Source organism: Roseburia sp. 1XD42-69 (assembly GCF_003612565.1).
In the GTDB taxonomy this organism is placed as follows: Bacteria; Bacillota; Clostridia; order Lachnospirales; family Lachnospiraceae; genus Roseburia_B.
This window is the reverse complement of the sequence record NZ_RAZG01000032.1, coordinates 23,793-41,390: the sequence shown is the minus strand read 5'-3', so window position 1 is coordinate 41,390 and position 17,598 is coordinate 23,793. Positions and strand designations below refer to the sequence as shown.

The following is a 17,598-nucleotide window of genomic DNA, read 5'->3' as shown; positions in this document are numbered from 1 at the left end:
CAGCTTTGTGGAATATCCAGTCTCCGACTGTCAATATGCCGGAGGTTACGAGGAATATGGAGAATAATATTGACATTAAGTTTGGAGATATTTCATTGCCAAATGTAATAGATGCCAAAGATTTTGCAGATAACGTAGAGCAGACAATAAGAAATGCAATGTGTAAAGATGGTAAGACTACAAGATGTGTTACAGAAGTTGTTTCATCTAAGTTATTAGGTAAAGGCATTGGTAGTGGAAGGTTATACAGGTAAAATCTACTACAGGAGAGTGTGTAATGCACTCTCCTAATTTTAATGGAGGAAATATGTTCAATTTATTAGAGAGAAGGAATAAGAGCTTAAAAAGAATCAATGAATCTCTGAGAAAAGAAAATGAAGCGTTAAAACAGGAATTGTCTTTGTATGATTTGGATAAATTGAATGAGCAGTTAGAGTTATCAAATAATATGTATGAAGAATATAAGAAACTGATTGATGAATTACGTGATATGAAGATGAAATATAAAAAGATGATCTATGAAGTAAAATGCATGAAGATGTTTTGAAAGAAAGGACAAGGGTATTGCTTTAGCTTGGCGGGAAAATAAAGCCTGCTGCAAAAGGATATGATTATTATTAAGTAGGATGCGGTAAAAATACCGTGTCCTACTCTTGCTATAATGAAAAATCAGCATTGACCATAGACAGTAATTTGCATCATGCTACTGGATATACTGATCATATAAAAATAATTTGGAGTGTGAAGATATATAGTGATGACAAAAACATCAATGACAGAAAGAAAAGCATTATTAAGTATTAAAGAATTGTGTGATTATTTAGGAATTGGGCAGACAAAAGCAAGAGAACTTTTAAGAGGACATAATGGTTTTGGTGTGCAGATTGGGAACCGTTGGTATGCCAATAAGAAAAAATTGGATGCATGGATTGACAAAGAAACTGTGTGAATTTATAGATAAATGTTATGTTAGTGTGATGTTTAGATTAATGTATAGAAACATATTTTTCGGTTTGTAAGTTGAAAGTGGGAAGATTTGGTGATATACTTAAATAGTATATCTATGCTTATCTTTTGGTTTGCTGTACAAATCAGAAAGGATTGGTGGATATGGGTAAATCGTTAAAAGGTAAAGAACTGGGAAAAGGGATTCGCCAGAGGGAGGATGGAATATACCAGGCACGTTTTACAAACAGATTTGGCAAAAGACAAGTCATATACGATAAGTCTTATAATGGGATTCAGAAGAAGATGAGGGAAGCCCAGTATGCCGATGAAAGAGAAACCAATGTGGTTGATACAAACATGACATTGGATGAATGGTATGAGAAATGGCTGGATACTTGTAAGAAAAATTGCAGGAATAATACAAAAGAGACTTATGCCAGACATTATAAACGTGTAAAAGAAGCGTTGGGATGGAGAAAGCTGAATAAATTAAATCTGGTTGTGATGCAGGATGCCATCAATAATCTGCGGACGGATAATGAACGAAAGAACAGCAAAAAGATATTGGTGGATATGCTGGAAAAGGCGGTGGCATCAGACTTAGTAGTCAAAAACGTTGCAAAGCAAATAGTTACTGATATCACGAAGGAAGAAAAAAAGGAAAGAAGGGTTTTGTCCAAAGAGGAGACAGAAATATTCCTTGCTGAAGCGAAAAATACATTTTATTACAACTTATTTGTTGTGGCCTTGGAAACCGGAATGCGGGTAGGCGAACTCGCAGGACTTCAATGGGAGGATATTGATTTCCACAACAAAATAGTGCATGTCAGGCACTCTATGACATATTTCTCAAATTTAGAAAATAAATACGTTTTTGAACTACACCCAACAAAAACGAACAAAGGGTTACGTGACATTCCTTTGACAATAAAAGCGGCAGAAGCGTTAAGGCAGCAATATTTTATAAAGCAGAATCTTTTTAATAGCGGGAAAGAACCATTGGAAGGGTATGAGAATCTAGTGTTTGTAACTAAGAATAATAGGCCTACAACACAATTTCTTATTGCTGAATGTATAAATGGTACTTTAAAAAGGATACATAAGAGCAATCCAGACCTAGCATTTGAAAAATTCACCCCCCATTCCCTGAGACATACTTTTGCTACAAGATGTTTAGAAGCGGAAGTGCCATTAAAAACAGTATCGGCTCTGTTAGGCCATACACAGTTACAGCTTACGACAGACTTATATATGCATGTCACAAAAGATTCCCTGTTCAAAGGTATGGAACAGTATGAGAAAGCGTTAAGGACAGGGTAAAATAGAATTGGCACAAAAGTGGCACAGTAACAGAAAAATTTGAAATACAGATATCCGAAAACGGCTTAAAATAAGGAGGATTTAGCAGAATGGAGCAGTATAAACAGGAATTTATTGAATTTATGGTGGAAAGCAATGTGCTGAAATTTGGGGAGTTTACATTAAAAAGCGGCAGGAAATCCCCCTTTTTTATGAATGCGGGGGCATATGTGACGGGCTCACAGTTAATGAGATTAGGGGAGTATTACGCAAAAGCCATCCATGATAATTTTGGGGATGATTTTGATGTGCTCTTCGGGCCTGCATACAAGGGGATTCCCCTTTCCGTGGCCACGGTGATTGCCTTTTCCAAGCTTTACGGGAAAGAAATACGCTACTGTTCCAACCGGAAAGAGGAAAAAGACCACGGGGATGCAGGAATTTTATTGGGGAGTAAGATAAAAGACGGGGATAAGGTAGTTATCATTGAGGATGTGACCACCTCCGGAAAATCCATTGAGGAGACATTTCCCATTATTACAGCCCAGGGAAAGGTGGAGATCAAAGGGCTTATGGTTTCCTTAAACCGCATGGAAGTGGGGCTTTCCGGGAAAATGGGTGCTTTGGATGAAATCAAAGAGAAATATGGATTTAACGCCAGGGCTATCGTGACCATGGAGGAGGTTGTAGAGCATCTCTACAATAAGCCCTGCCAGGGAAAAATTCTCATTGATGACGAATTAAAAAAAGCTATCGATGAATACTATAAAGAGTATGGAGTGAAGTAGAATGGTATAAGGAGAGTATCTTGGAGGAAAAGAAAAAAAAGAAATTACTTCACAAGATAGAAATTCTCTTATTTGCAGCTTATGTGGCAATGTTGTGCTATTTTCTCTTTTTTGCAGAGAATTTAGACAGGAATTTTGCAGACCGGACGTATCATTATAATCTCATCCCCTTTCAGGAAATTAAGCGGTTTTGGACTTACAGGAACACCTTAAATTTCTGGTCGGTGCTGCTGAATTTGGTGGGGAATGTGGTGGCGTTTATCCCCTTCGGCGTTTTCCTCCCGGTGCTGTTTCAAAAGTGCAGGAATTTTTTCCTCACGGTGCTCTTTAGCATGGAGTTTAGTTTGTGTGTGGAAGTGATACAACTGGTGGGAAAAGTGGGCATTTTGGATGTGGATGATGTGATTTTAAACACCCTGGGGGGATTGTTTGGATATGTCCTGTACTGGCTTTTTTGTATAATCTGGAGAAAGAAAAATGAGGCGGAAAAAAAATAATTTTAAATTTACAAAGAAGACGCATTCCAGGCGGGGAATCCGTTCCTGTTTTCTGTCAGTAGTTTCTATGGCGGTAATGGGTTATGTGGTGTTTGATTCTTTTTGTCATGAAGGAAATGGAAATGTTTATCTGGGAAGTGCAGGTTTTCTTATGATGGTGCTCTCAGCGGTGGCATTTGCCTGGGGGATAAAAAGCCTTGGGGAGGAAGATTCTTTTAAGGGAATCCCGGTGGCTGCGGTAATCCTCTCTTTTGTTGCAACATTTGCCTGGGGAACGATTTATGCGGCAGGTTTTTTTGTATAGGATTAAGATGAAAATAAGAGAAAAATCAGAAGTGATGGATAAATATAAAACAGGAGGATGAAAACAAATCTATGGCTTATCAGGAATTGTTTTTAGAGTCAAATAAAGAAGCGTCCCTGCGCTATGAACTTATGATAGAGCGGATTAAAAAAATACCCGCTGAGCAAAGCGCAATGGAAAAATATCAAGACTATTTTACAAAGACGGCGGAGTTTATCGCACTGACGGATAAAGTCTTAGGCCAGTGGGAGGGGGGGACGTTAAAAAGCCGCAGTGACAAAGAATGTGAGGAGACAAACCGCAGGCTTTTTTTAGACCTTTTTCCCGAAAATTATGAGAAGAGTTACGGCAACCCCAAAACGGCGGTAAAGATTCTAGGAGAAAAATTCGGCCCAACCCTTTGTTTTTTATATGCAGAGCTTAGGGCTATGATTGGATATGCCTTTGAGGGCAGAAAAATGAATATGGCAATTCTCTGTGAGCTTTTTGTGGAAATTTACAACTGTTTTGAGTCGGAGGAAGAGCCGGAGGAAAAAGAAATTTTAAATATTATCTACTGGTTTTTCCACGATTACAGTGAGATTTTCGCAGAGGATAAAGTGCGGGATATGGTGGAGCCGGAATATGATTTTTTTACCCGGATTATTTTGGACTCAGATTTGAGGGATAAAAGATATCTGTACCTGTACGGGGAATATATCGGAGAAAATGAACTGGGGCTTTTTCAGTATTTAAATACCCTTACGGAAGAGGAAGTCCAGTCCATGGCGGATACTATGACGGAGGGATTTCGTATCGGCTATGCGCATATCGGAAAGGATTTAAATGCAAAAGATACGGTGTGCTTAGAATTTCCCATAGGCTTTGAGCGGGTGATAAGAAAAGCCATTGCCAATTTTGAAAAACTGGGGTTAAAATCCACGGTTTACAGAAATCCGGTGTCCTCTTTTGCCAGGGGGCTTCGGGGACAGCGGGGCTGCTATGGAGTTTCCGTAAACAGGCAGTATGATTTTGACCACAAGGGGGATAAACGGTTTTATTTGGACAAGGCATATGTGGAACGCCACCTTGAGTCTATGAAGGCCGCCTATGAAAAATATAAGAACCAGGCAAAGGTACATGCGGGGCCTGCAGTAACTGAAATTTTCGGGGAAGTGCCATTTGAACCGGAGATAAAGCCGGAGGCAGGGAAGTATACCCCGGAACAAAATGAACTGAATGTGTACCAGATGAGCCGCATGGGCCAGATGGCAAATCTGTATATCCCCGGGGATGAGAGGAGTTTTACAATTATCGCCTACCCCATTCCTGCCATTGGGGAAAAGTTTCAGGAGATTTTTAAGGAAACGGTAAAAATCAATACTTTAGACTATATGAGTTACCAGGATATGCAGCAAAAAATCATTGATATTTTGGACAAGGCAGAGAGAGTCCATATCACAGGTGCCGGAGACAACAGGACAGATTTGTGGGTAAAGATTCATCCCATAGAAAATCCGGAAAAAGAAACAGCTTTTGAAAACTGCGTGGCAGATGTAAATATTCCTGTGGGAGAAGTGTTTACCTCCCCGGTTTTAGAGGGGACAAAGGGAAAGCTCCATGTGACAAAAGTGTATCTGGCAGGGCTTTTGTATCAGAACCTGGAAGTGGATTTTGAGGAGGGAAAAATCACCTCCTACACCTGCACCAATTTTGACACAGAGGAAGAAAACCACAGGTTTTTATATGAAAATCTCTTGCAGCAGCATGACACCTTGCCATTAGGGGAGTTTGCCATTGGGACGAATACCACGGCGTACCGCATGGCCAGGGATTATGGGATAGAGGATAAACTGCCTATCCTGATTGCGGAGAAAACCGGGCCCCATTTTGCAGTGGGGGACACCTGTTATTCCCACGCTGAAGACGTGCCGGTGTTTAACCCGGACGGAAAAGAGATTATCGCAAGGGACAATTCTGTCTCTGTTTTAAGAAAAGAGGATATGTCCAAGGCATATTTTAACTGCCATACGGATATTACCATACCCTATGACGAACTGGGGAGTATTACGGCAGTGCGGGCAGACGGAACGTCTGTGGACATTATCCGGGAGGGAAAATTTGTAATTCCCGGAACAGAGGAATTAAACAAACCTTTTTTATAAGATACAGAGGGCTTTGCCCGGAATGGAGGAAATATGGCAAAAGTAGGAATTGTAATGGGAAGCGACTCAGATATGCCGGTAATGGCAAAAGCGGCGGATATTTTAGAACAGTTGGGCATTGATTATGAGATGACCATTATCTCCGCCCACAGGGAGCCGGATGTGTTTTTTGAATATGCAAAAACTGCAGAGGAGAAGGGATTTAAAGTAATTATTGCAGGGGCGGGGATGGCAGCCCATCTTCCTGGGATGTGCGCGGCAATTTTCCCTATGCCGGTGATTGGAATCCCCATGCACACAACATCTTTAGGGGGCAGGGATTCCCTGTACTCCATTGTACAGATGCCCACAGGGATTCCCGTGGCAACCGTTGCCATTAACGGCGGGGCAAACGCAGGGCTTTTAGCTGCAAAAATCCTTGCCACAAGCGACGGGGAGCTTTTGGAGAAATTAAAAACTTACTCAAAAGAATTAAAAGAGCAGGTACAGGCGAAAGACAAAAAGTTACAGGAGCAGGGATATAAAAATTACAAATAAAAGGAGAAAGCAATGGATTACAAAAAAGCAGGTGTGGATATTGAAGCCGGATACAAATCCGTGGAGTTAATGAAAAAATATGTAAAAGAAACCATGCGCCCGGAGGTATTAGGGGGCCTTGGAGGTTTTTCCGGGGCATTTTCCTTAGAGAAAGTGAAAGCCATGGAAAAACCTATACTCCTGTCCGGTACAGACGGCGTGGGGACGAAGATTAAATTGGCGTTTCTTTTGGACAAGCATGACACCATCGGCATTGACTGCGTAGCGATGTGCGTCAATGATGTGGCCTGTGCAGGGGGAGAGCCTTTGTTTTTCCTGGACTATATTGCATGCGGAAAAAATTTCCCGGAAAAAATCGCATCCATTGTAAAAGGAGTGGCGGAGGGCTGTAAGCAGTCCGGCGCAGCCCTTATCGGCGGTGAGACGGCGGAGCACCCCGGGCTTATGCCGGAGGATGAGTATGATCTGGCAGGATTTGCCGTGGGCCTTTGTGACGAAAAGGAGCTGATTACCGGGGAGAACATCAAAGAGGGTGATGTGCTAATCGGGCTTGCAAGCACCGGCGTCCACTCCAACGGTTTTTCCCTGGTCCGGAACGTGTTTGCCATGGAAAAAGAGGTGTTAAATACCTACCATGAAGAACTGGGGGCAACCCTTGGGGAGACCCTTTTAACCCCTACCAGAATTTATGTGAAGGCATTAAAGGAAATCAAAGACGCAGGGGTAAAAGTGCGGGGTTGCAGCCATATCACCGGAGGGGGATTTTATGAGAATATTCCCAGGATGCTGCCGGAAAATAAACGTGCAGTGATCGAGAAAAACAGTTACCCCATCCCGCCTATTTTTTCCATGTTGGCAAGGGAAGGGAATATTGATGAAAAAATGATGTACAATACATATAACATGGGGCTTGGCATGGTGCTTGCGGTATCCACCGAAGATGTGGATACCACCATGGAAGCTGCAAAACGTGCCGGGGATACCCCTTATATCGTGGGAAAAATTGAGAACGGAGAGAAAGGGGTTACGTTATGCTGAAAATCGGAGTTTTAGTCTCCGGGGGCGGGACGAACCTTCAGGCTATTATAGATTCCGTGGAAAACGGCAGTATAAAGAACACGGAAATTTCCGTGGTTATCAGCAATAATAAAAATGCCTATGCCTTAGAGCGGGCAGAAAAAAAGGGAATAAAAAACATTTGTATTTCCCCGAAGGATTTTTCAGACAGGGCGGAATTTAACAGGGTTTTCCTGGAAAAATTAGATTCCTGCCAGGTGGATTTGGTGGTGCTGGCAGGATTTTTAGTGGTTTTGCCGGAGGAAATGACAAAAAAATACGAAAACCGGATCATCAATATCCATCCTTCCCTGATTCCGTCTTTCTGCGGAAAGGGATATTACGGCTTAAAAGTCCATGAGGCGGCTCTTAGCCGGGGGGTAAAGGTTACAGGGGCCACTGTGCATTTTGTGGATGCTGGGACAGATACCGGGCCCATTCTCCTGCAGAAGGCAGTGGAGGTAAAAGATGGAGATACGCCGGAGATTTTGCAGCGCAGGGTGATGGAGGAGGCGGAGTGGAAGATTCTCCCCCAAGCCATTGACCTGATTGCCCAGGAAAAAGTTTCAGTGGAAAACGGCAGGGTAAGGATTGCCCAGTAGAGGATACAGGAGGAATATATGAAGGTATTGATCGTAGGAAGCGGCGGCAGGGAACACGCTATTGCCATGAGCGTGGCAAAGAGCAGCCGGGTGGAAAAAATTTACTGCGCCCCGGGAAACGGGGGAATCGGACAGGTGGCAGAGTGCGTACCTATCGGTGCTATGGAATTTGAAAAACTGGCGGATTTTGCAGAGGAACATAACATTGACTTTACCATCATCGGCATGGACGATCCCCTGGTGGGGGGCGTTGTGGACGTGTTTGAGGCAAGGGGTCTTAAAGTGTTCGGTCCCAGGAAAAATGCAGCAATCCTGGAAGGCTCCAAGGCATTTTCCAAGGATTTGATGAAAAAGTATCATATTCCCACAGCCGCCTATGAAGTATTTGACGATGCAAAAAAGGCTTTAGAATATCTGGAAAGTGCCAAGATGCCCATTGTATTAAAAGCCGATGGCCTTGCCCTTGGAAAAGGGGTGCTTATCTGCAATACTTTAGAGGAGGCCAAAGCCGGGGTGAAAGAGATCATGGAGGACAAAAAATTTGGCGACGCCGGAAAACATATGGTAGTGGAGGAGTTTATGACAGGGCGGGAAGTTTCTGTTCTCTCCTTTGTGGACGGAAAAACCATAAAGATTATGTCCTCCGCCCAGGACCACAAGCGGGCCGGGGACGGGGATACGGGCCTAAACACCGGTGGGATGGGAACCTTTTCCCCCAGTCCTTTCTACACAAAAGAGGTGGATGCCTTTTGTAAAGAGCATATTTACCAGAAAACCGTGGACGCTATGGCGGCGGAGGGCAGGCCTTTTTGCGGCGTGATTTTCTTCGGCCTGATGCTGACAGAAGAGGGGCCAAAAGTCTTAGAGTACAATGCCAGGTTTGGAGACCCGGAGGCCCAGGTGGTGCTCCCCAGGATGAAAAACGACATGATAGATGTGATGGAGGCCTGTGTGGAGGGTACCTTGGATACGGTAGATTTACAGTTTGAGGACAATGCGGCTGTGTGCGTGGTTCTGGCTTCCCAGGGGTATCCTGTCTCTTATGAGAAGGGGAAAAAGATTACCGGGGAAGAAAATTTTAAGGGAAAAGAGGGCTATTACTGTTTCCATGCCGGGACAAAGCAAAACGAGGCAGGGGAGATTGTCACAAACGGTGGACGGGTCCTTGGTATTACCGCAAAGGGTGCGGATTTAAAAGAGGCCAGGAAAAATGCCTACAATGCCACAGAATGGATTTCTTTTGAAAATAAGTATATGCGCCATGATATTGGCAAAGCCATTGACGAGGCATAGAGAGCAGAGGAATCATGAAAAAAGGAATTATATTTGATATGGACGGAACCCTGTGGGATTCCTCAGAAAATGTGGCTAGGTCCTGGGATGAGGTGATTTCCTATGAGACGGATAATGCCTTAAGCGTTACCGTGGAGGATATCCAGAATGTAATGGGACATACCATGGCGGAGATTGCAAAAATGCTCTTTTTCGATTTGGGAGAAGAGGGGGCAAATCTTTTAATGGATAAGTGCTGTGATTATGAAAATGAATATCTGGGCAGGCACGGCGGGGTTTTGTACCCCAAAGTGGAAGAAACCTTACAAGAGTTATCCCGGAAATATCCCCTATACATCGTCAGCAACTGCCAGGACGGTTATATAGAAGCATTTTTAAAGTATTATGATTTTTTCAAATATTTTTTGGACACGGAATGTTTTGGCAGGACGAAAAAGGATAAGGGGAGCAATATTGCTCTTTTGGCCCTTAGAAACCAGCTGGATGACGCCGTCTACGTGGGGGATATCCAGGGGGATTATGATTCCAGCAAAAAGGCCGGGGTGAAATTTATCCATGCGTCTTACGGATTTGGGACGATAGAGGAAAGCGTTCCTTCTATCCGGGAATTCGGGGAACTTCCCCAGGCGGTTTACCGGGTGTTTGAATGAATCGAGTAAAATAATAATTTTGATGCAGGGATAAACGGAATTTAAAAGGAAAAGGAGATTGGTAAAATGGAAAGAAAAGTTATGATTGCAAACAGCAAGGGGATGCGGGCAGAAGTCTGCACTTTGGGGGCAACTTTGGTTTCCCTGTTTTTTAAGGACAAAAACGGTGTGGAAAAGGATCTTGTGCTGGGATATGACAATCCGGCGGATTATTTAAACCACACCACCTATTTTGGGGCTACCGTGGGAAGAAACGGGAACCGTATTAAGAATGGGAAATTCACGTTAAACGGGACAGAGTATCTTTTAGAAAAAAATGACGGGGAAAACAATCTGCACAGCGGGTCAAAGGGACTGTGTTATAAGGAATGGGAAGTGGAAAAAGAGACAGAAAACAGTGTGACCCTTTCTAGTGTCAGCAAGGATTTGGAGCAGGGATTTCCCGGGACCATGACAGCTAAAGTGACTTATGCCATAGGGGAGGACAATGCTCTTAGCATTGACTATGAGGCGGTTTCAGACAAGGATACCGTGGCAAATTTCACCAACCACAGTTACTTTAACCTGGGGGGGCACGACAGCGGAACTATGGTAAACCAGAAGCTGAAGCTTTACAGCAGCAAGTTTACCCCTGTGGACGGGACGTTGATTCCCACGGGAGAACTCCGGGATGTGAAGGGTACGCCTATGGATTTTACGGAATTTAAAGCAATCGGAAAAGAGATTGACGCCGAAGATGAGCAGTTAAAATTCGGCGGCGGCTACGATCACAATTTCATTGTAGACGGAAAGGGATATAGGCTAATGGCGGAAGCCGTAAGCGAAGATACCGGCATACATATGAAGGCTTACACAGACGCCCCGGCAGTACAGTTTTATGCAGGGAACTTTATCAAGAAACAGGTAGGAAAAGGAGGGTGCGCCTATGACGACCGCCATGGTTTCTGCCTGGAATCCCAGTATTGTCCGGATGCTGTGAACAACCCGACATTTGAGTCACCGATTTTAAAAGCAGGAGAGACTTACCGTACAAGGACGGTATATCAGTTTTCTATAGATTAATATGATGAAAAAAACAGGCCCTGTCTTTTCACTTCTTCTGGTGTGTTTTGCCGGGATGCTTATTTTTACCGGAGTTTTTTATCTGGAAAAAAAGGAGAAACACCAGAAGGAGGAGGAAGCAGGGCAGGAGAAAGAAAAAGAGGAAGAGACACTCCCAAAAGAGGATATTGTGGGGGAAGTAGTGGTAGGGGATACCCAGGGAGAAAGTGTACCTTTGGAGGAAACTGTTACAGAGGAACAGGAGGATAGGGAAAGTGTTCTTGTCTTTGCCGGGGATGTGTATCTCAGCCGCCATGTGGCAGCCAATTATGACAGGGAGGGCATTGAAGGTGTGCTTTCCCCGGGGCTTCTCTTAGAAATGCAAAACGCCAATCTCTGTATGGTAAACGAAGAGTTTCCTTTTGGCACCGTGGGTACGCCTATGGAGGATAAGCAGTATACCTTCCAGGTAAATCCCTTTTATGTATCTGTCTTTGAAGATATGGGAGTGGATATTGTAAGCCTTGCCAACAACCATGTCTTAGATTACGGCACAGACTGTCTGAAAGAAACTTTTGTGACTTTAGAGCAGACGGGGATTGCCTATGTGGGGGCGGGAACCACAAAGGAGGAGGCATCCGCCTTTAAGACTTATGCGTTTAACGGGGAGACTTTTGGCATTCTCTCTGCCTCCCGGGTGATTCCCGTGCCGGAGTGGAATATTGAAAACCGCCAGCCAGGGGTGTTTACCACCTATGATGAGACAGCCCTGGTGGAGGCTATAAAAAAGGCAAAGGAGAGCTGCGATTATGTGATTGTCTATGTCCACTGGGGGATGGAACATACCACGGAGCTTACAGACCATCAGACCTATCTGGCCCACGCTTATGCGGACGCCGGGGCGGATCTTGTTCTGGGCAGCCATTCCCACTGCCTGCAGGGGATTGAGAATTACAACGGCAGCATGATTTTTTACAGCCTGGGAAATTATATTTTTAACCAGAATATTGAAAAGACCATGCTGGTAAAATTAAAAAGCACTGAGGGCAGACGTGAGATTTCACTGATTCCTGCCTGTGCTGCCAGGGCAAAAACCGCAGAATATGAAAACAGGGAGGAATTTTTTTCTTACCTGGAAGGGCTTTCTTCCGGGGTACGGATTGAAGACGGGGGGGTATTGGCCCAATAAAAACGGTTTTTGGGGGGTGGAAAAATGGCAGATTGGTTAAAAAAATATATGTTAATGCATAAAAATATTCCCGTTGCTGACATAGAGCTGGATACAGTTTCCGGTGCCGTTTTTTCTGTGGGCCCTGTCTGGGAAGCAGCACATGTTCCGGTGGGAATTCCGGTAAAAAGCGGAACAGTTGACCGCAAAGCCTTCAACGAATGGTGGAGGGGGAGGTCAATTCCCGCCAGCCGTATGGGGATTCGGGAAGCGTTGATGGAGTTAAAAATCTCCGATACATGTCTTTTATTAGAAAAGTCTCTGGGGCTTAGCCTTTCGGATCAGTATTGGATTCGGCCTGCCGGTTCCGGACTTTTATGGGAAAAGGTGAACTTTTTTCAAAATCCTTTTTCGGAGGATGTGGGTAATATTCTGTTTGGAAAAGGGGAAGTTTCGGAAGCAGTCAGCCTTATGTCTCCGGATAATACATCGGACGGCTGGCTGAAAAAGAAATGGAAAATCATAGAGGGGAAACGGTGCCTGATAAAAGGGGGGAGCGGAGCTGCCTGGCAGGAGCCCTATAACGAGGTTCTGGCCAGCCGTATTATGGACAGGCTGAGAATTTCCCATGTTTCCTATGCCCTGATTACAGAGGAAGATTATCCTTACAGCCTGTGTGAAGATTTTATTACAGAGGATACGGAGCTGATTTCTGCCTGGCATTTATTACAGACATCAAAAAAGCCAAATCATGTATCCCTGTACCGCCATTATCTGGATTGCTGTAATAAGTTTGGAATCAGGGGTGCAGAGTGTGCCGTAAACCGTATGCTGGTGTTGGATTTTATCATTGCAAATGAGGACAGGCATCTGAATAATTTTGGGGCGGTGAGAAGGGCGGATACTCTGGAATTTCTGGGGATGGCGCCAATATACGACAGCGGCACATCTCTTTGGTTTGATAAGCCCCTGCCTATGATACATGCCAAGGCAAATGTAATCTGTAAACCTTTTAAAAACAGCCATACAGAGCAAATAAAACTGGTGACGGATTTTAGCTGGCTGGATTTTTCAGCCCTGAAAGGAATCGATGAAGAATTCAGGGAGATTATCGGGGATTCACTTTTCATTGACGGGGCAAGGTGCAGCGCTTTGTGCAGAGCACTTTCGGGGAGGATAGAGATGCTGGAAGAAATTGTACGAAAAGGGAAAAGCCGGATATTTGTGGACAGCACGAAAAATGACGTGGCTGAGAACATAGCCTACAGCGGCAGTTTAAAACACCGAAAATAGGCGGCCGGGTTTGTTCTGTTTTACCCCTTGTCTGCATAGGATAAAACAAGTACTTTTTTAGGACAAAAATATGACCAACGGAAAAATGGAAAATCTTTTAGACCTGGCCCTTAGTGCAACGGAGGAGGAGAGACAGAAGTCCCTGAATTTAAACGTGGGCTATTCTTCTGTCTCAAATACTTGGGAAGTGATTGTAAAGCACACCGCAGATGGTTTGGAGCAAATCATGGTCCTTGGGGAGAGTGCAGGGGAGCCGTTTATGCAGCAGATTCGGATTGTACCTTTGAATCAGTCCTATGCCATTTTAACATTGCCACAAGCTCTGGTGGAGCCGGTGTCAAAGCTTACAAATATTATTTATATGGAAAAACCAAAGAGGCTCTTTTTTGCTGTAAATGCGGCAAAAAGGGCCTCCTGTATTACCCAGGTGCAGTCTCCCCAGACAGGAAGCGGGGATATCGGGGTGGAGGGCACTTTAAACCTTACAGGGAAAGGGGTTTTGGTGGCGGTAATCGACAGCGGCATCGACTACGCCCACCCGGATTTTACCTATCCCGACAATACCACCAGGATATTAGAACTCTGGGACCAGACTCTGGACGCCGGAAGGCTTAACGATACGAGGACGGAAGTAAATGGGAATATTACCTATGAACCTCCGGAACCCTATGGCAGAGGTGTCCTTTTTACCAAAGATATGTTAAATCAGGCCCTGTCCCAGAAAAATGAGCGGGACAGACAGAAGGTTGTGCCAAGCAGGGATATAAGCGGCCACGGTACCCATGTGGCAGGGATTGCGGCAGGCCTTGGCAGGGCTTCCATGGGGAGATACCGGGGGGTGGCCTATGAGTCGGAACTTTTAGTGGTAAAGCTTGGCAGTTCCGGGGAGGAGGGATTTCCCAAAACCACGGAACTGATGACGGCGGTGGACTTTTGTATCCGGGAGGCGGAGCGGCTAAGGAAACCTCTTGCCATCAATCTAAGTTTTGGAAATAATTACGGCTCCCACAGCGGTAGCAGTTTAATTGAAACGTTTTTAAATGATATGTCCAACCATCACCAGTGCAGTATCGTGGTGGGAACCGGAAATGAGGGGGCAGGCAACAAACATTATACGGGAAGAATGTCTTCCGGGGAAACAAAAGAGGTGGAACTTTCCGTCAGCAGCTTTGAGGCAAGGCTGAATGTCCAGATGTGGAAGCGTTATCAGGACGACATCCGCCTGGAGATTTTTCTACCTAATGGGAAAAGCACCGGGGTTCTTTTAGGCCAGGGAACCCTGCGGGCGGACTTTGACGCTTTAAGGCTTTTGGTTTACTACGGAGAGCCTTCCCCTTACAGCATCTATCAGGAAATTTATATTGATTTTATTCCCAGGGAAAATTATGTTCCCTCCGGGCTGTGGAAGTTTAAGCTTACTGCGGGGAGGATTTTAGAAGGTACCTATGATTTCTGGCTGCCTTCCGGGGGAACCTTAAACGATAGCACAGGCTTTCCCTACCCTTCGGAAACTCGTACTTTAACTATTCCCTCCACAGCTGACAGAGTGATCAGCGTGGGGGCCTACGACTCCCGGACAGACAGCGCGGCGCCTTTTTCCGGCAGGGGATTTACGGCGTGGACCAACCAGGCGAAGCCTGATTTGGCAGCCCCCGGGGTAGATATTATGTCCGCCTCCCCGGGAGGAGGGTACGTGGCAAGAAGCGGGACTTCCATGGCGGCGCCCTTTGTTACAGGAAGCGCAGCTCTTTTGATGCAGTATGGAATTGTGGATGGACGGGACGTTTTTTTGTACGGGGAGAAGTTAAAGGCTTATCTTTTACGGGGGGTAAGGGAGCTTCCGGCTTTTGATGTGTATCCTAACCCTCAGGTGGGGTGGGGCGTGCTGTGTGTAGCGGGAAGTCTGCCGGGGTAGAATTGGGGCGGTTTTTGGGATAATAAGCACTTTATTTTTCATGTATGGTGTTGAATAAAGTGCTTATTATGTGTTAGTTTAGGCTAAATCGTATGAAATAAACATATGAGATATGAAAAATGTAAATTGTATGGGAAATATATATGATGGAGCGTTTTATTGACCAACAGGATGCAGCAGACAGGGAAAGAATAACAGATACTAATTTTATAATCTATGGAAAGAAAAAGAAGAAATATCATTTGGAGTGTGAGAGCAGCCTGCCGAATGGGCGAATGACTGTCAGGTTGTTTGAGTATGATGCGCAGATTGCATTAGACGAGGGTGAGATTATTAATGAAACGCTGACTGCCACATACCATCCATCGGCAATCTTAAGGGATCCCTCTAAATATGAGACGGCAAAGGAGGATTTTTGCCCGATTGTAGAGAAACGGAAGGAACGAAAAGAGTAAATCTTACGTTTTTTTGGGGATTTTGTGAAAATATATCTGTAAAACGTTGCACAATGCCACAGAAACCATGTATAATATTTTTTGAATTGAAAGAAAAGAGGATAAACACATGGGCGGTTTTTTTGGAGTTGCATCAAAACAGGATTGCGTATTTGATTTATTTTTTGGAATTGACTATCATTCCCATTTGGGGACGAGACGGGGCGGCATGGCGGTATACGGGGAAAACGGCATAAACCGTGCCATTCACAATATTGAAAATGCTCCCTTTCGGACGAAATTTGACAAAGATGTAAACGAGATGAAAGGGTGGTATGGAATCGGTTGTATTTCGGACTACGAACCCCAGCCCCTTATGATACGTTCCCATCACGGCACCTATGCCATTACAACGGTGGGAAAAATTAATAACAGCGAAAGGCTGATACAGCAGCTTTTTGACGGGGGCCATTCTCATTTTATGGAACAAAGCGGCGGGGAAATCAACGCTACGGAACTGGTGGCGGCTCTCATTAACCAGAAAGAAAATTTAATTGAAGGAATCCGCTATGCCCAGGAATCCGTGGAAGGGTCCCTGTCCTTGATTCTCATGAATCAGGCCGGGCTTTATGCTGCGAGGGATAAGTATGGCAGAACTCCGGTGGTGATTGGCAAAAAGGAGGGGGCTTTTTGTATTTCCTTTGAAAATTTTGCCTACCATAATTTGGGATATTCAGATTATAAGGAGTTAGGGCCTGGGGAAATTGTCCTGGTGACGGAAAAGGACTGTGTTTCCCTGTGTGAGCCTGGGAAGGAAATGAAAATCTGCACCTTCCTCTGGGTGTACTACGGATATCCTGCCAGCTCTTATGAGGGGATGAATGTGGAACAGATGCGTTACCACTGCGGCAGGAAAATGGCATTAAGAGACGATGTGAAACCGGATATTGTGGCAGGGGTTCCGGATTCCGGCGTTCCCCATGCCATCGGGTATGCCAATGAATCGGGAATCCCATTCACCAGGCCCTTTATCAAATACACCCCCACATGGCCCAGGTCTTTTATGCCCACGATCCAGAGCAAGCGGGACCTGATTGCAAAAATGAAACTTTTGGCTGTGAAGGATTTGATTTGGGACAAGCGCATGATTTTAATTGACGATTCTATCGTAAGGGGAACCCAGCTTCGGGAAACGGTGGAATTCCTTTATGAGAGCGGGGCAACAGAGGTTCATGTCCGCCCTGCCTGCCCGCCCATTTTATACGGCTGCAAATATTTGAATTTCTCCCGCTCTACCTCGGATATGGATTTGTTTTCCCGCCGGGTGATTGATAAACTGGAGAATGGAAATGTGACGGAAGAAATTTTGGCGGAGTATGCCGACCCCAATTCAGAAAAGTATGAGAGAATGGTGGAGGAAATGCGCAAGGAACAGGGGTTTACCTCCCTGCGGTTTAACCGGCTGGATGATATGTTGGAAGCCACAGGGGTAGATAAATGTAAACTCTGTACCTATTGCTGGAATGGGAAAGAATAGGAAGGAAGCTTCTTTAATACTGTTTTCCACGGCATCAATCATCTGGTTGGTAATAATATTTCTACCATTGCGGCAATTCTTGTAGACACAAT

19 protein-coding genes are annotated in these 17,598 nt (G+C 44.7%); all 19 read left to right on the top strand.

Features of this window, described 5'->3' with window-relative positions:
* Positions 1-254 (top strand): hypothetical protein (locus tag D7Y06_RS14805; protein WP_207667352.1); only part of this gene is annotated, 254 nt, incomplete at its 5' end.
* A 53-nt stretch (positions 255-307) separates the two neighbouring features.
* Positions 308-547, top strand: a complete 240-nt coding sequence (locus D7Y06_RS14800; protein WP_147415675.1) for a hypothetical protein — start codon at positions 308-310, stop codon at positions 545-547.
* Between the two features lie 210 nt (positions 548-757).
* Positions 758-949, top strand: a complete 192-nt coding sequence (locus D7Y06_RS14795; protein ID WP_243119337.1) for a helix-turn-helix domain-containing protein — start codon at positions 758-760, stop codon at positions 947-949.
* Positions 950-1,110: 161 nt separating this feature from the next.
* Complete coding sequence (locus D7Y06_RS14790) at positions 1,111-2,268, top strand: tyrosine-type recombinase/integrase (protein WP_120408546.1); 1,158 nt, start codon at positions 1,111-1,113, stop codon at positions 2,266-2,268.
* 89 nt (positions 2,269-2,357) lie between these two features.
* Positions 2,358-3,035, top strand: coding sequence for an orotate phosphoribosyltransferase (gene pyrE / locus D7Y06_RS14785; RefSeq protein ID WP_120408545.1), 678 nt, complete (start codon positions 2,358-2,360; stop codon positions 3,033-3,035).
* Between the two features lie 20 nt (positions 3,036-3,055).
* Complete coding sequence (locus D7Y06_RS14780; protein WP_243119336.1) at positions 3,056-3,532, top strand: VanZ family protein; 477 nt, start codon at positions 3,056-3,058, stop codon at positions 3,530-3,532.
* Positions 3,513-3,836, top strand: a complete 324-nt coding sequence (locus tag D7Y06_RS14775; RefSeq protein WP_120408544.1) for a DUF6142 family protein — start codon at positions 3,513-3,515, stop codon at positions 3,834-3,836. Before D7Y06_RS14780 ends, D7Y06_RS14775 begins: the two co-directional genes overlap by 20 nt.
* Before the next feature lie 71 nt (positions 3,837-3,907).
* Positions 3,908-5,980, top strand: a complete 2,073-nt coding sequence (locus D7Y06_RS14770; RefSeq protein ID WP_120408543.1) for an aminopeptidase — start codon at positions 3,908-3,910, stop codon at positions 5,978-5,980.
* Positions 5,981-6,013: 33 nt separating this feature from the next.
* Positions 6,014-6,517 (top strand): 5-(carboxyamino)imidazole ribonucleotide mutase, encoded by a 504-nt coding sequence (gene purE / locus D7Y06_RS14765; protein WP_120408542.1) that lies wholly within the window; start codon positions 6,014-6,016, stop codon positions 6,515-6,517.
* Positions 6,518-6,529: 12 nt separating this feature from the next.
* A complete protein-coding gene (gene purM, locus D7Y06_RS14760) occupies positions 6,530-7,555 on the top strand; it encodes a phosphoribosylformylglycinamidine cyclo-ligase (protein WP_120408541.1) in 1,026 nt (341 codons plus the stop codon).
* Entirely contained in the window at positions 7,549-8,175 is a 627-nt protein-coding gene (gene purN / locus D7Y06_RS14755; RefSeq protein WP_120408540.1) for a phosphoribosylglycinamide formyltransferase, read from the top strand. The genes purM and purN overlap by 7 nt, the downstream gene beginning before the upstream one ends.
* An 18-nt stretch (positions 8,176-8,193) precedes the next feature.
* Positions 8,194-9,468: a phosphoribosylamine--glycine ligase gene (gene purD / locus D7Y06_RS14750; RefSeq protein WP_120408539.1), complete on the top strand. Its 1,275-nt coding sequence runs from the start codon at positions 8,194-8,196 to the stop codon at positions 9,466-9,468.
* A gap of 11 nt (positions 9,469-9,479) precedes the next feature.
* On the top strand, positions 9,480-10,118 hold the full coding sequence (locus D7Y06_RS14745) for an HAD family hydrolase (RefSeq protein WP_120408538.1): 639 nt from the start codon (positions 9,480-9,482) through the stop codon (positions 10,116-10,118).
* A gap of 66 nt (positions 10,119-10,184) precedes the next feature.
* Complete coding sequence (locus tag D7Y06_RS14740; RefSeq protein WP_120408537.1) at positions 10,185-11,180, top strand: aldose epimerase family protein; 996 nt, start codon at positions 10,185-10,187, stop codon at positions 11,178-11,180.
* A gap of 55 nt (positions 11,181-11,235) precedes the next feature.
* Entirely contained in the window at positions 11,236-12,348 is a 1,113-nt protein-coding gene (locus tag D7Y06_RS14735) for a CapA family protein (protein WP_158591381.1), read from the top strand.
* A 24-nt stretch (positions 12,349-12,372) separates the two neighbouring features.
* Positions 12,373-13,620 (top strand): excisionase, encoded by a 1,248-nt coding sequence (locus D7Y06_RS14730; RefSeq protein ID WP_120408535.1) that lies wholly within the window; start codon positions 12,373-12,375, stop codon positions 13,618-13,620.
* Positions 13,621-13,690: 70 nt separating this feature from the next.
* On the top strand, positions 13,691-15,535 hold the full coding sequence (locus D7Y06_RS14725) for a S8 family peptidase (protein ID WP_120408534.1): 1,845 nt from the start codon (positions 13,691-13,693) through the stop codon (positions 15,533-15,535).
* 143 nt (positions 15,536-15,678) lie between these two features.
* Complete coding sequence (locus D7Y06_RS14720) at positions 15,679-15,990, top strand: hypothetical protein (RefSeq protein ID WP_199714723.1); 312 nt, start codon at positions 15,679-15,681, stop codon at positions 15,988-15,990.
* 109 nt (positions 15,991-16,099) lie between these two features.
* On the top strand, positions 16,100-17,506 hold the full coding sequence (locus tag D7Y06_RS14715; RefSeq protein WP_120408533.1) for an amidophosphoribosyltransferase: 1,407 nt from the start codon (positions 16,100-16,102) through the stop codon (positions 17,504-17,506).
* Positions 17,507-17,598: the final 92 nt, after the last annotated feature.